A 13,061-nucleotide genomic window follows, 5' to 3' on the forward strand; every position below is an offset into this window, starting at 1 on the left:
CGGAGGGTATAACGGACGCATGAACTTCTCACCTCCCCTGTCCCCGACCGTGCTCGAGGAGCTGCGCGACTCCGCCGTCGGCGACCGGGCGCTGCGCATCGCGCGCAACGCCGTCACCGCCGCCGACGTCAACGCCGTCGCGCTCAACCGAGACGCCGTCACCGCCCTGGACCCCACCACGGAGGTCAAGCTCGACCGCCTCGGCGTCTCCGACCAGAAGCAGTCGGGACGCTGCTGGATGTTCGCCGCCTACAACGTCTTCCGCCACCGCGTGGCGGAGGACCTCGGGGTGAAGGAGTTCGAGTTCTCCCACACCTACCTGCAGTTCTTCGACAAGATCGAGAAGTCGAACCATGTGCTGCGCTCTCTGGAGCGGCAGTTCCGCGACGGCGTCACCGACCTCGACGACCGCACCGTCGCCGCCCTGCTGCAGGGCGCGGCGTCCGACGGCGGGCAGTGGAACTACTTCACCAACCTCGTCGCGAAGTACGGCGCCGTGCCGTCCTACGCCATGCCCGAGACCTTCGCCTCCGGGCGCACCCCGCAGCTGGACGGACGCCTGCGCACCGTCCTGCGCCGCGGGGCGTTGCGCCTGCGCGACGCCGTCCTGGCCGGTGAGGCCGCCGAGCCGGTGATCGAGAAGACGCTGGACGACGCCTACCGCGTCACCGCCATCCACCTCGGCGTGCCGCCCACGGAGTTCACCTGGCAGTACCGCGACTCCGACAACGGCTTCCACCGCGGCGGCACCTACACCCCGCTGCAGTTCGCCGCCGAGATGCTGCCCGATGACCTAGACAGCTACGTCAGCGTGGTGCACGATCCGCGCCACGAGGCGGGCCGGGCGTTCAGCATCACCCACGAGAACAACATGTGGGACACCCCGGACTTCAGCTACGTCACCGCCGGCGTCGACACGCTGCGCCGGCTGGTGAAGGACAGCCTCGACGCCGGGGAACCGGTGTGGTTCGCCTGCGACGTCAACCGTCAGTTCGTCGCCACCGCCGGGGTGTGGGACGCCGACCTGCTCGAACTCGACGCCCTCTACGGCACCGACTCCGCCACCACCAAAGCCGAGCAGATGGACACCGCCGAATCCCGGCTGACCCACGGCATGGTGTTCACCGGCTACGACCGCTCGCCCTCCGGCGAGGTGCGCTGGCGTGTGGAGAACTCCTGGGGCACCAAGAGCCACGCCCAGCACACCGAACTCGCCGGCGGCGGCTACGGCACCATGGCCGACAGCTGGTTCGCCGACAACGTCTTCCAGGTCGTCGTTCCGCGCCGGCGCCTCACGGACGACCTGCCCGACGACCTGACAGACGCTGTCGCCGCACTCGACCGCGGCGACACGACCGACCTTCCGAACTGGGATGCGCTGGCCTGATGACTACTACCGCAACAACCTCCGCCGCACTCGACCCTGCACGTCTGGCCGCCCTCGGCGACGACCTGCGCGCCGACGCGTCCTTCCGCATGGCGCGCAACGCCGCGACCGCCACGAACGTGGAGACCGTCACCCTCGACCGCGACGTCCTGTCCACCACGGACAGCTCCACCTCGGTGAAGCTGGACTCCTGGGCCGTCGCCGACCAGAAGAAGTCCGGGCGCTGCTGGATCTTCGCCGGGCTCAACGCCCTGCGCGGCGACGTCATGGAGACCACGGGCGTCAAGGACCTCGAACTCTCCCAGACCTACCTGCACTACTGGGACAAGCTGGAGAAGGCCAACCACTTCCTCGGCGCCATGGCCGGGCTCGCCGACCGTGACGTCGAGGACCGGACCGTGCAGCACCTGCTCGCCGACCCCGTGGAGGACGGCGGGCAGTGGAACATGTTCGTCGCCCTCGTCGACAAGTACGGTGCGGTGCCGAAGTACGCCATGCCCGAGACCCGGTCGTCCTCCGACACCCGGGCGATGAACCGCGACCTGTCGACCGCGCTGCGTGCCGGGGCGTCCCGCATGCGCGCGGACGGAACGGACGTCACCAGCGTCCACCGCGAGACCCTCGCCGACGTGCACCGCATCCTCACCATGCACCTGGGCACCCCGCCGCAGCGGTTCGTCTGGCAGTACCGCGACGCCAAGGGCGAGTTCCACCGCGTCGGCGAGCTCACGCCCCGCCAGTTCGCCGACCGCTACCTGCCCGGCGACCTCGACGGGTACGTGTGCGTGGTCGACGACCCCCGGGCGTCCTCCCCGAAGGGGGAGCTTTTCACCGTGGACCAGCTCGGCAACGTCGTCGGCGGCGCGCCGGTGACCTACCTCAACGCACCCGTCGACGTGATCAAGGCCGCCGCCCTGGAGGCGCTGCAGGACGGCACACCGGTGTGGTTCGGCTGCGACACCGCAGCCCAGTCGCACCGTGAGCGCGGCGTCTGGGACGCCCACCTGCACGACTACGAGGGCTTCTACGGTGTGGACCTGGACCTCACCAAGGAGCAGCGCCTGCTCACCGGCGAGTCCCAGATGACCCACGCCATGGTCCTCACCGGCGTGGACGTCGACGAGGCGGGTCGTCCCGTGCGCTGGCGCGTGGAGAACTCCTGGGGCCCGAAGGCCGCGGAGAAGGGCTTCTGGACGATGAACGACAACTGGTTCGACCAGTACGTCTTCGAGATCGCCGTGCACCGCGACCGCCTGCCGCAGCAGTACCGCGAGGCGTTGGACGACACCCCGCACGTCCTGCCCGCCTGGGACCCGATGGGCGCACTGGCAGGTCAGGGCAGCTAGGTCAGCTGGTGGCCGGAGAGGAAGGCCCACACCTCGGTCGTCGCGTCGAGTGAGTAGGACGTGGTCTCGGCGGAGTCCGACGCCGCGCCGGACTCCCCGGACGCGTCGCCGGGCCAGGTGTGCCCGCCGTCGCCGACACGCAGGTGCACCACCGAGGTGCCCGGTGAACACATCGGCCACTGCTGACGACGCACGTCGCCCGCCAGCGCCGTGGTCACCGGCGTGCTCTGGCAGTGGTTCATCGCCGCGACGTCCTCCACCAGGTCACGGGCGGCCATGTAGACCCCGCCGTGGCGGGAACCGCCCTGGTAGTTGATCGTCTCATCCTTCGTGCCGTGGATCTCGAGGAAGGACGGGGCGCGCCCGGCGTCCTCCACGCAGTTCGTGCGCGTCCCGCTGTAGTACGCGCCGGCGACGGAGGCGACCGCGGCGAAGAGGCGCGGCTCGCGGCAGGCCAGCTTCGCCACCATGCCACCGCCGTTGGACATGCCCGCGGCGTAGATGCGCGAACGGTCCACGTTGTAGGTGGTGTTCAGCGCGGCGAGCATGTCGCGGGTGAAACGGACGTCCTCCCCGTCCTTCGTCCGCGAGTACGGCGCGCCCTCCCAGGAGTCGCCCACGCCCTGCATCGAGACGGTGATCACCTCCATCTCGTCGAAACCGGAGTAGTTGTGGAAGCCCTGGGCGGTCTCCCGGTACCCGTGGTAGGCCAGCAGGACCGGGTAGGACTTCTCCGGGTCGTAGTCGGCAGGCACCGACAGGATGCCCTCGCGCGTGCGGTTGCCGCTGCTCAGGGTGATCTTCTTCGAGTTGCCGGGGGCCGGGCCATCCAACCGGGGGCCGTTGCCGAGCTCCGCCTCCGCGGCGGTGGGCACGATGCTCTCCGAGGCGGCGACCGCGTTCTCCCGCGCCGTCTGCTCCCGGTAGCTCTCCAGCGCAGCGTTGTTCTCGCCCGCCGGGGCGTGCCCGACCCACACCAGGGCGCCGACCATCACCGTGGCGGTGAGGACGGCAAGGGACCTGGTGATCCGGCGGCGCACCGGACGGGCCTCATCGACCTGATCCGACAGTGGTTCAGGGACGGGGCCCGCGGTCCGCTGGACCGGGGCGGGGTCGCCGGGCTGCTGCGGAGTGGACTGATTCACTCCCCCATTTCTACTGGTCAGGACGCACGGAATCAACCAGGCCACGCCGTCGGGTGACCACCGTCACTGCAAAAACTTTGAACTTCACAACGAAAGGTTTCTTCCGTTGTAGGCTCAACCGCATGACGCACTTCACGAGAAGGATCCTGAGTTGCACGGTCGCGGTCTCCACCGCCCTGACCGTCGGACTGTCCGGTGCCGTCGCACAGGACCTGAGCTGGCCGCCGCCGTCCGGCGAACCCACCGCCACCGACTCCGACCCGTTCTACCTCCCGCCGCAGGACCTGCCCGCCGACCCCGGCGAGGTCATCCGTTCCCAGGACGCACCCCAGCTGCTGGACACCCTGGGCGGGACGGCCGAGAAGATCCTGTACACCTCCACCACCGAGGACGGTGAGCGCGTCGCCACCAGCGGCGTGGTCCTCGAGGCCACCGGCGACTGGCAGGGCGACGGCCCCGCCCCCACCCTGGTCTACTCCCCCGGCACCCGCGGCTCCGGCGACATCTGCGCCCCCTCGCGCAGCACGCAGCAGCTCTTCGGCTTCGACCCCGGCAACGCCGCACTGAACCTCAACTACGAGTACCCCTTCCATGCCGCGGCCAGCGCGCTGGGCATGAACGTGGTCGTCGTCGACCTCATCGGCCTGGGCACCCCGGGCCAGCACACCTACGTCAACAACCCCGAACAGGGACAGGCCACCCTGGACGGGGCGCGTGCCGGACTGGCCCAGCTCGGCCTGCCGGACGACTCCCCCGTCGGCTTCTTCGGCTACTCCCAGGGCGGCGGCGCCGCGGCCGCGGCCGCGGAGATGGCGTCGTCCTACGCCCCGGACCTCAACGTCAAGGGCACGTTCGCCGGCGCCCCGCCCGCCGACCTGCTCGAGGTGGTCAACGCGGTGGACCGGCACGCCATCGTCGGCGTCCTCGGCTACGCCCTCAACGGCGCGCTGGAACGCCACCCCGAACTCGCCGGCCTGACCGACGAGTACTTCAACGAGCGCGGGATGGAGTTCCTCGCCGACACGAAGGACCGGTGCATCGGCGACACGGTCGCGCGGTGGGGGCTGACCGACACCCGCACCCTGACCACCGACGGCCGCTCCTTCGGCGAGATCGCCCGCGACGACGACCGGCTGCGCTCGGTACTGGAGAGCTACAAGCTGGCCAGCACCTACACCGACGTCAACGCGCCGATCATGATCACCAACGGCATCAACGACGACACCATCCCATGGCAGCAGGCGCGCGACACCGCCGCGCGCTACTGCGACGCCGGCGGCACCGTCCAGTTCACCACCGACCCGCTGCCGTCGATCCTGCCGAAGTTCGCGGTGAACCACGCCGTGCCGATGCTCACCAACGCCGGCCCGGCGATGAGCTACATGGTCGACCGCTTCAACGACCGGCCCGCGCCGGACAACTGCGGGGAGTTCTAGGTTTCGTCCCCCTGCCGGACGATACCGGCTACGCTCGTCCCCGGGGCCGGGACGACAAGGGGATCCGGGCAGCACACACGACACAGGGGGAACAGCCGGCATGACGGTACCTGCATCACCTACATCACCAGCACAGTTCAGCAGTCTCGACGCGTCCGCCATGGTCGGCGCGGTGTCCGCGGCACCGCCGTCGGGGTGGCGGCGGCTGGTCCACCGGGTCTCCGGCGGCCGGGTGAACCCGGGCGAGTCGCCGGGCCAGACCGAGCAGCGGGAGGTCGGCGAGCGCATCAGCACACCGTTACGCGGTGACTACCGGATCGCCGTGCTCAGCCTGAAGGGTGGCGTCGGCAAGACGACGACGACCGTCGCCCTGGGCGGGGTGTTCGCCTCGCTGCGCGGCGACCGGGTCATCGCGGTGGACGCCAACCCAGACCTCGGCACCCTGGCCCGCCGGGTCGTGGAGGACACCGTCGAGGCCCCCACCCCGACCGTCCGGGACCTGCTCGACCTGCCGGACGCCTCCCGCTACCCGCAGGTCCGCTCCTGCACCAGCCAGGCGTCGAGCCGTCTGGAGGTGATCGGGTCGGACCGGGACCCGGCGGTCTCCGAGGCCTTCAGCGAGTCCGACTACCGCCGGGCGGTGGACGTGCTGCAGCACCACTACAACATCATCCTCACGGACTGCGGGACAGGGTTGATGCCCTCGGCGATGTCCGGGGTGCTGGACCTGGCGCACATGCTGGTGCTGGTCACCTCGCCGGCGTTGGACGGGGCGAAGTCGGCGGAGGCCACACTGGACTGGCTGGACCACCACGGCCACGGGGACCTGGTGGCCAATGCGGTGGTCGTGGTGTCCGGCGCGCACCCGGGGCAGGCGGCGGTGGACCCGGAGGTGCTGTCCGCGCACTTCTCCGCGCGTACCCGGGCGGTGCGTGGCGTGCCCTTCGACCGGCACCTCTCCGAGGGCGGGGTCGTGGACCTGGACCGGCTGGCCCCGGCGACGTTCCGCGCCTACCGCGAGCTCGCGGCGACGGTGGCGGAGGACTTCGGGGCCTGGCACCGGCACGCTGCACTATAAGTCAGCGGAAGTCGCGCGAGGCACTGGCCAGGGCCTCGGCCGCCTCGAGGGGCGAGAGGTCGTCGGCGGCGACGGTCACCGCACCGCCGGCGTTCTGGGCGATGCCGCGGACCATCAGCATCCGGGAGGTCATGGCGACCTTGCGTCGGGCGCGCCACAGTCCCGGCGACACCATCACGTTGACCAGGCCGGTCTCGTCCTCCATGCCCAGGAACGTGACCCCGCCGGCGGTCATCGGACGCTGGCGGTGGGTGACCACGCCGGCGACGAGGATGCGCCGGCCGTCCTCCACACCCAGCAGGGAGGACGCCGGGACCACCGGGAAGTTCCCCGGCCAGGCGTCCAGCCTGGCACGCAGCAGGCGCACGGGGTGACCGTCGGACGTGACGCCGGTGGCGGAGACGTCCGCCGCGGCGAGTTCGAAGGCGCTCATCCCCGGCAGCGCCGGAGTGGAGACCGTGGAGGTGCCCGGCAGCATCCCGGCGCGTTCGGTCGCCGCCACGCCCGCCGCCCACTGTGCCTGACGGCGGGTGAGCCCCAGGCTGTCGCACGCCCCCGCCCGGGCCAGGGCGGAGACCTGGTCGACGGTGAGGCCGGCCTCGCGGGAGAGGTCGGCGACCGCGGCGAAGGGCGCGTCCCGGGCGTCCCGCGCGGCGACGAGACGTCCGGCGACGTCCTTCCCGATGCCCTTGACCGACCCGAGGCCGAGGCGGATGTCGCCGTCCTCCACGGTGGCCTCGACCTGGGAGGCGTTGACGTCGACCGGGCGCACGCCCACGCCGTGACGTCGGGCGTCGGAGACCAGCGACTGCGGCGAGTAGAACCCCATCGGCTGGGCGCGCAGCAGCGCCACGCAGAACTCCGCGGGGTGGTGGCACTTGAACCAGGCGGAGAAGTACACCAGCGAGGCGAAGGACTGCGCGTGGGACTCCGGGAAACCGTAGGACGCGAAGGCGATGACCTTGCGCCACAGCTGTTCGGCCAGTTCCGCGTCGATGCCGTGCAGGTCGCGCGCACCGTCGATGAAGCGGGCGTGCATCTGCTCCATGCGCTCCGGGGAACGTTTCGACCCCATCGCCCGACGCAGCGCGTCCGCCTCGGCGGGGCTGAAGCCGGCGACGGTGACGGCCATCTGCATCAGCTGCTCCTGGAACAGCGGGATGCCGAGCGTGCGCTTCAGGACCGGCTCCAGGCTGGGGTGGTCGTAGGTGACCTCCTCCTCCCCGTTGCGCCGGCGGATGAACGGGTGCACGGAACCGCCCTGGATCGGCCCCGGACGGATCAGCGCGACCTCGACGACCAGGTCGTAGAAGGTGCGGGGACGCAGCCGGGGCAGGGTGGCGAGCTGGGCGCGGGACTCGACCTGGAAGACGCCCACCGCGTCGGCGCGGGCGAGCATGGCGAAGACCTCCGGGTCGGTGGGCTGCAGGTGCCACAGCTCCACCCGGGTGCCGGTGGTCTCCTCCACCAGGTCGACGGCGTGGTGCAGGGCCTCGAGCATGCCGAGGCCGAGCAGGTCGAACTTCACCAGGCCCACGTCGGCGCAGTCGTCCTTGTCCCACTGCACCACCGAGCGGTCGTCCATGCGGGCCCACTCGGTGGGGACCACCTCGGAGATGGCCCGGTCGCAGATGACCATGCCGCCGGAGTGGATGCCCAGGTGACGGGGCTGCCCGGTGAGCCGGGAGGTGAGCTCGCGCACCGGGTCGGGCGGGTCCTCCAGGCCGCGCGACCAGGCGTCCACCCGGCCGGGGTCGTGGCCGAGGGCGCGGGCGGCGTCGCGCAGCGCCCCCTTGGAGCGGTAGGTGATGACGTTGGCGACCTGGGCGGCGTTGTCCCGGCCGTAGCGGCGGTAGACGTCCTGGATGGCCTCCTCCCTGCGGCCGGACTCGATGTCGAGGTCGATGTCCGGCGGGCCGTCGCGCTCCGGGGAGAGGAACCGTTCGAAGAGCAGGTCGGCGGCGACGGCGTCGACGTTGGTGATGCCCAGGGCGAAGCACACCGCGGAGTTCGCCGCCGAGCCGCGCCCCTGGCAGAAGATGCCGCTGGTGTGGCAGAAGTCCACGATGCCGTGGACGATGAGGAAGTAGCCGGGGAAGCCGAGTTCCTCGATGATCCCGAGTTCGTGGTCGATGACCTCCCAGGCCCGCGGGTGGTCCTGCGCGGTGCCGTAGCGGTGCCGGGCGCCGCGGTGGGTCAGCTCCCGCAGCCAGCTCATCTCGGTGTGCCCGTCGGGGACGGGGAAGTGCGGCAGCCGCGGGGCGATGAGGTTGAGGGTGAAGGCGCAGTCGGCCCCGACGCGGGCGCTGGCGGCGACGGCGTCGCGCAGCCACCCGCAGTCGCCGGCGAGGGTGAGCATCTCCTCGCCGGAGTGCAGCCACGTCCCGCCGAGCGGGTGGGTGTGCGGGGTGGCGGTCAGGACGTCCTCCCGGTCGTGCAGGGCGTGCTTCGCCCCCGCCAGCCGTGCCTGGGCGGGTGTGGCACAGGTCGCCGCGGAGGAGACGACCTCGGTGAGGCCGTGGTCCAGGGCGAGGTCGTGCAGGGCCTCGTTGCGGTCCACGTCCGAGGGGCTCATCGTCTGGCCGAGCTCCACGAGGCAGGCGTCCGGCCCGAAGGCCCCGACGATCTCCGTGGCGTGGTGCAGGTGGTGGTGGTCGAGCAGGACGTACCAGTGCCCGTCCGCCGCGGCGGCGACGTCAGTGAGCGGCGGGTAGTCGGCGCTGTCCTTCTCCCGGCGCGCCATGCGGGCGTCGGTGATCACGTGGGAGAGCCGGCGGTAGCCGTCCTGCCCGCGGCACAGGACGGTCAGCGGTGCCACGTCGGTGCCGAAGACGGAGAGCTCCGCGCCGAAGACGGTCGCCAGCCCCGCCTCCGCGGCGGCGGTGGCGAGCCGGGCGGCACCGTAGAGTCCGTCGCGGTCGAGCACCGCCAGGGCGGTGAGGCCCAGGTCGACGGCCGCGTCGACGTACTCGGCGGGGTCGCTGGCGCCGTGGAGGAAGTTGTAGGACCCGGCGGCGTGCAGTTCGGCGAAGGGTACGGTGGCTGCGCAGGACGCGCCGGCGGTGCGTGCGCCGTCCCGCCAGAGCGTCTCGCGGCCACCCTCCCCCACGCCGACGGCGTGCAGCGGGGCGGTGTCGGTGCCGGAGAGGATGCGCTCCAGGCGCGACCAGCTGAGCGCCCTACCGTTACTGAACATGTGTTCGATACTAGCGGAGGGTCCGGACGTGGGAAACTGGTGTACATGAACAGCAATGATCCCCAAGACCCCAACGATCTCAGCCAGGTCGGTACGCGGCTGCGCGCCACGCGCCAACAGCTCTCGATGACGATCGCCGAGGCCGCCGAGGCGACGGGGATCTCGCGGAGCACCCTGTCGCGCCTGGAGAACGGCGGACGCCGGCCCACCCTGGAACTGCTCATGCCGCTGGCACGGCTGTACCGGGTGGCGTTGGACGACCTGGTCGGTGCACCGCAGACCGGCGACCCGCGCATCGACATCCGGCCGCTGTACCGCGGCGGGGCGGTGCACCTGCGCCTCGGCGGCGACGGGGAGAAGGGGGTGACCGCCTTCAAGCACGTGATCCCGGGTGTCGCCGCAGGTCGCCGCCCGGAGTCCGCGCCCCGGCAGCACAGCCATCCGGGGCGCGAGTGGGTGTTCGTGCTGGCCGGTACGTTGCGCCTGGTCCTGGACGGCAGCGAGTACCTGATCGAGCCCGGCGAGGTCGCGGAGTTCGAGTGCACGGTGCCCCACTGGTTCGGTGCCGGCGGGGAGACGGCGGTGGAGTACCTCGGGCTCAGCAGCCCCGGCGGGGAGAAGGTCCACCTCACGCCGAAGACGTGACCGGTCGTAACTAGACAGAGCGGTCCATCCTGCTGTACTACTACTAGCATTGCGCGAAACCCCGCATCCCCCTTTTGACGTCCCCAGGAGGACCCCTTGATCACGCGTCTGAAGAAAGTCGCCGCCCTCGGCACCGTCGCCGTCGTCTCCGCCGTAGGCCTGACCGCCTGCATGAGCGACGACAGTGACGCCGACACCATCACCATCGGCTCCACCGAGGCCAACGAGAGCCAGTGGAAGGCCTTCCAGCAGAAGGCTGAGGAGGAGGGCGTGAACGTCGAGGTGAAGTCGATCACCGAGTACGCACAGCAGAACCCGGCCCTGTCCAACGGCGACCTGGACGTGAACCAGTTCCAGCACATCCAGTACCTGGCCGAGTACAACGTCTCCGCCGACGACGACCTGGTGCCCTTCGGTTCCTCGCAGATCTTCCCGATGGGCGTCTACTCGAAGAACCTCAACACCGTCGAGGAACTTGAGGAGGCAGGCGAGGTGATCATTCCGAACGACAGCACCAACGGCGGCCGGGCGATCCTCGTCCTCGCCCAGAACGGACTGGTCACCCTCAAGGACGACGACGTCCTGGCACCGCGCCCCGCGGACATCGACGAAGAGAAGTCCAAGGTCAAGGTCACGGCGGTTGATCCCGGCCAGACCGCCGTCGCCTACAACGACGGACAGGCCTCCTTCATCAACAACAACTACCTCGACTCAGCCGGGGTGAACGCGAACGACGCGGTGATCACCGACGACCCCGAGGCACCCGAGGCACAGCAGTACATCAACGTCTGGGTAACCACCCAGAAGAACAAGGACAACGAGGACTTCCAGAAGCTCGTCGAAATCTGGCACTCCGACGAGGTCCAGGAGGCCGTGCAGAACGACACCGACGGCACCGCCATCGAGGTCGAGAAGACCCCGGAAGAGCTCCAGGAGATCCTCGCCGACACCGAGCAGAAGTTCCGTGATCAGGGCACCTCGGATGAGTAACGGCACCGCCGTCGAGTTCCGCAACGTCGGCAAGGTCTTCACCCAGGGCAAGAACCGGATCACCGCCCTGGAGGACGTGTCGATCACCGTGCCGTCCGGCTCGATCGTGGGCATCATCGGCTACTCCGGTGCCGGCAAGTCCACGCTCGTGCGCCAGATCAACGGACTCGACAAACCGACGAGCGGCCAGGTACTGCTCGACGGCCGGGACATCGTCCCGCTCAAGGAGAGTGAACTGCGCAAGATCCGCCGCGACATCGGCATGATCTTCCAGCAGTTCAACCTGCTGAGCTCGCGCACCGTGGCCGGCAACATCGCCTACCCGCTGAAGCTGCAGGGCATGCCCAAGGCCGAGCGGGAGGCACGGGTCACCGAGCTCCTCGACTTCGTCGGACTGTCCGACAAGGGCCGTTCCTACCCCGAGCAGCTCTCCGGCGGGCAGAAGCAGCGCGTGGGCATCGCCCGCGCGCTGGCGACGAACCCGTCGCTGCTGCTCGCAGACGAGGCGACGTCCGCCCTGGACCCCACCACCACTCGCGAAGTACTGGAACTGCTGCGCAAGGTCAACGAGGACCTCGGCATCACCATCGTGGTGATCACCCACGAGATGGAGGTCGTGCGCACCATCGGCGACCGGGTGGTCGTCATGGAAAACGGACATGTGGTCGAGCACGGCAGCGTCTACGAGGTTTTCTCCCACCCGAAGACGGACGTGGCGGCGAACTTCGTGGCCACCTCCCTGCGCAACACCCCCGACATGGTCGAGGCCGAGGCGCTGCAGCACGAGTCTGGCCGGCTGTTCACCGTGACCATGAAGGAGGGCGCGGGCTTCTTCCACGCCATCTCCGAGGTCGAACGGGCCGGCGTCAGTGTGAACATCGTCCACGGTGGCGTGACCACCCTGCAGAACCACTCCTTCGGACGGCTCACCGTGCAGATGACCCCGAAGGACGCCGCCGGTGAACAGGCCGTGGAGACCTTCTACCGCGACCTGTCCGCCACGACCGAGATCGAGGAGATCCTATGAGCACCACAGACACCCTCCTCCTCGCGAAGGACACCGACTGGGAGTTCCTGTCCCCCATCTACCAGGACGCCATCGTCGAGACGCTGTACATGGCGATCTGGGGCCTGGCCATCGGTGGGCTCGCCGGTCTGGTCCTGGGCGTCCTGCTCTTCACCACCCGCAGTGGTGGCGTCCTGGCCAACCGGCCGGTGTTCTGGGTCCTGAACATCCTGGTCAACATCGTCCGGCCGATCCCGTTCATCATCCTGCTGACGGCCCTGGGGCCGTTGACGAAGATCATCACCGGATCGATCCTGGGCATCAACGCCGCGACTTTCGCGATCATCATCGCGGCATCCTTCGGCGCCGCGCGCATCGTGGAGCAGAACCTGGTGTCGATCGACCCCGGCGTGATCGAGGCTGCACGCGCCATGGGTGCCGGCCCGTTCCGGATCATCTTCACCGTGATCATCCCCGAGGCTCTCGGCCCGCTGATCCTGGGTGGGACGTTCATGTTCATCGCGATCGTCGACATGTCCGCGATGGCCGGCTACATCGGCGCCGGTGGACTGGGAGACTTCGCTATCCAGTACGGCTACCGTGCCTTCGACAACAACGTGACTTATGTCGCGCTGGTCACGATCATCGTGATCGTCCAGGCCGCGCAGCTGTTCGGCAACTGGCTCGCCCGGCGGGTCATGCGCCGTTAACCCACGCTGACCTGTGCCGCGCGTCACCCTCGGGGTTACGGCGCGGTCACGGCAAGGTCACATTCCGGTCATATTCGGAAGTATTTTGCCATTAGCCGTGCCTTTCCCCCGCACGCCCGGTA

Annotated in this window: 10 protein-coding genes; 8 read left to right on the forward strand and 2 right to left on the reverse strand. The window is 69.7% G+C overall.

What is annotated here, in order from left to right:
* Positions 1–19: 19 nt before the first annotated feature.
* Together ACT3UN_RS05705 and ACT3UN_RS05710 are read left to right on the forward strand one after the other, a co-directional pair.
* The gene (locus ACT3UN_RS05705; RefSeq protein WP_444656681.1) at positions 20–1,387 is read left to right on the forward strand and encodes an aminopeptidase C; all 1,368 of its coding nucleotides are present in this window, start codon (positions 20–22) and stop codon (positions 1,385–1,387) included.
* Positions 1,387–2,733: an aminopeptidase C gene (locus ACT3UN_RS05710; RefSeq protein ID WP_444656683.1), complete on the forward strand. Its 1,347-nt coding sequence runs from the start codon at positions 1,387–1,389 to the stop codon at positions 2,731–2,733. The genes ACT3UN_RS05705 and ACT3UN_RS05710 overlap by 1 nt, the downstream gene beginning before the upstream one ends.
* Here ACT3UN_RS05710 and ACT3UN_RS05715 read toward each other — a convergent pair.
* On the reverse strand, positions 2,730–3,878 hold the full coding sequence (locus ACT3UN_RS05715) for an alpha/beta hydrolase family esterase (RefSeq protein WP_301442835.1): 1,149 nt from the start codon (positions 3,876–3,878) through the stop codon (positions 2,730–2,732). The two genes, ACT3UN_RS05710 and ACT3UN_RS05715, sit on opposite strands and share 4 nt — an antisense overlap.
* 122 nt (positions 3,879–4,000) lie before the next feature.
* On the opposite strand from ACT3UN_RS05715, the gene ACT3UN_RS05720 reads away from it, so the two are divergent.
* Together ACT3UN_RS05720 and ACT3UN_RS05725 are read left to right on the forward strand one after the other, a co-directional pair.
* On the forward strand, positions 4,001–5,314 hold the full coding sequence (locus tag ACT3UN_RS05720; protein ID WP_441579102.1) for a lipase family protein: 1,314 nt from the start codon (positions 4,001–4,003) through the stop codon (positions 5,312–5,314).
* 100 nt (positions 5,315–5,414) lie between these two features.
* The gene (locus ACT3UN_RS05725) at positions 5,415–6,392 is read left to right on the forward strand and encodes a MinD/ParA family ATP-binding protein (RefSeq protein WP_444656685.1); all 978 of its coding nucleotides are present in this window, start codon (positions 5,415–5,417) and stop codon (positions 6,390–6,392) included.
* Between the two features lies 1 nt (position 6,393).
* Here the strand turns inward: ACT3UN_RS05725 and ACT3UN_RS05730 are convergent, their stop codons facing one another.
* Positions 6,394–9,588, reverse strand: coding sequence for an error-prone DNA polymerase (locus ACT3UN_RS05730; RefSeq protein WP_441579101.1), 3,195 nt, complete (start codon positions 9,586–9,588; stop codon positions 6,394–6,396).
* Between the two features lie 45 nt (positions 9,589–9,633).
* Here ACT3UN_RS05730 and ACT3UN_RS05735 point away from each other — a divergent pair, with 45 nt between their 5' ends.
* The 4 genes from ACT3UN_RS05735 (at position 9,634) to ACT3UN_RS05750 (ending at position 12,939) form a co-directional block, all read left to right on the forward strand.
* Positions 9,634–10,233: a helix-turn-helix domain-containing protein gene (locus ACT3UN_RS05735; protein ID WP_301443197.1), complete on the forward strand. Its 600-nt coding sequence runs from the start codon at positions 9,634–9,636 to the stop codon at positions 10,231–10,233.
* A 96-nt stretch (positions 10,234–10,329) separates the two neighbouring features.
* Positions 10,330–11,223, forward strand: a complete 894-nt coding sequence (locus ACT3UN_RS05740) for a MetQ/NlpA family ABC transporter substrate-binding protein (RefSeq protein ID WP_367620309.1) — start codon at positions 10,330–10,332, stop codon at positions 11,221–11,223.
* Positions 11,216–12,250, forward strand: a complete 1,035-nt coding sequence (locus tag ACT3UN_RS05745; protein ID WP_444656688.1) for a methionine ABC transporter ATP-binding protein — start codon at positions 11,216–11,218, stop codon at positions 12,248–12,250. Before ACT3UN_RS05740 ends, ACT3UN_RS05745 begins: the two co-directional genes overlap by 8 nt.
* Positions 12,247–12,939, forward strand: a complete 693-nt coding sequence (locus tag ACT3UN_RS05750; RefSeq protein WP_301443199.1) for a methionine ABC transporter permease — start codon at positions 12,247–12,249, stop codon at positions 12,937–12,939. Before ACT3UN_RS05745 ends, ACT3UN_RS05750 begins: the two co-directional genes overlap by 4 nt.
* Positions 12,940–13,061: the final 122 nt, after the last annotated feature.

It is taken from the genome of Corynebacterium sp. AOP12-C2-36, from assembly GCF_052379185.1.
Classification (GTDB): Bacteria; Actinomycetota; Actinomycetes; order Mycobacteriales; family Mycobacteriaceae; genus Corynebacterium.

Coding starts and splice junctions, on each gene's coding strand:
- ACT3UN_RS05705 (WP_444656681.1), top strand. CDS start 20: ATGAACTTCTCACCTCCCCTGTCCCCGACCGTGCTCGAGGAGCTGCGC.
- ACT3UN_RS05710 (WP_444656683.1), top strand. CDS start 1,387: ATGACTACTACCGCAACAACCTCCGCCGCACTCGACCCTGCACGTCTG.
- ACT3UN_RS05720 (WP_441579102.1), top strand. CDS start 4,001: ATGACGCACTTCACGAGAAGGATCCTGAGTTGCACGGTCGCGGTCTCC.
- ACT3UN_RS05725 (WP_444656685.1), top strand. CDS start 5,415: ATGACGGTACCTGCATCACCTACATCACCAGCACAGTTCAGCAGTCTC.
- ACT3UN_RS05730 (WP_441579101.1), bottom strand. CDS start 9,588: ATGTTCAGTAACGGTAGGGCGCTCAGCTGGTCGCGCCTGGAGCGCATC.
- ACT3UN_RS05735 (WP_301443197.1), top strand. CDS start 9,634: ATGAACAGCAATGATCCCCAAGACCCCAACGATCTCAGCCAGGTCGGT.
- ACT3UN_RS05745 (WP_444656688.1), top strand. CDS start 11,216: ATGAGTAACGGCACCGCCGTCGAGTTCCGCAACGTCGGCAAGGTCTTC.
- ACT3UN_RS05750 (WP_301443199.1), top strand. CDS start 12,247: ATGAGCACCACAGACACCCTCCTCCTCGCGAAGGACACCGACTGGGAG.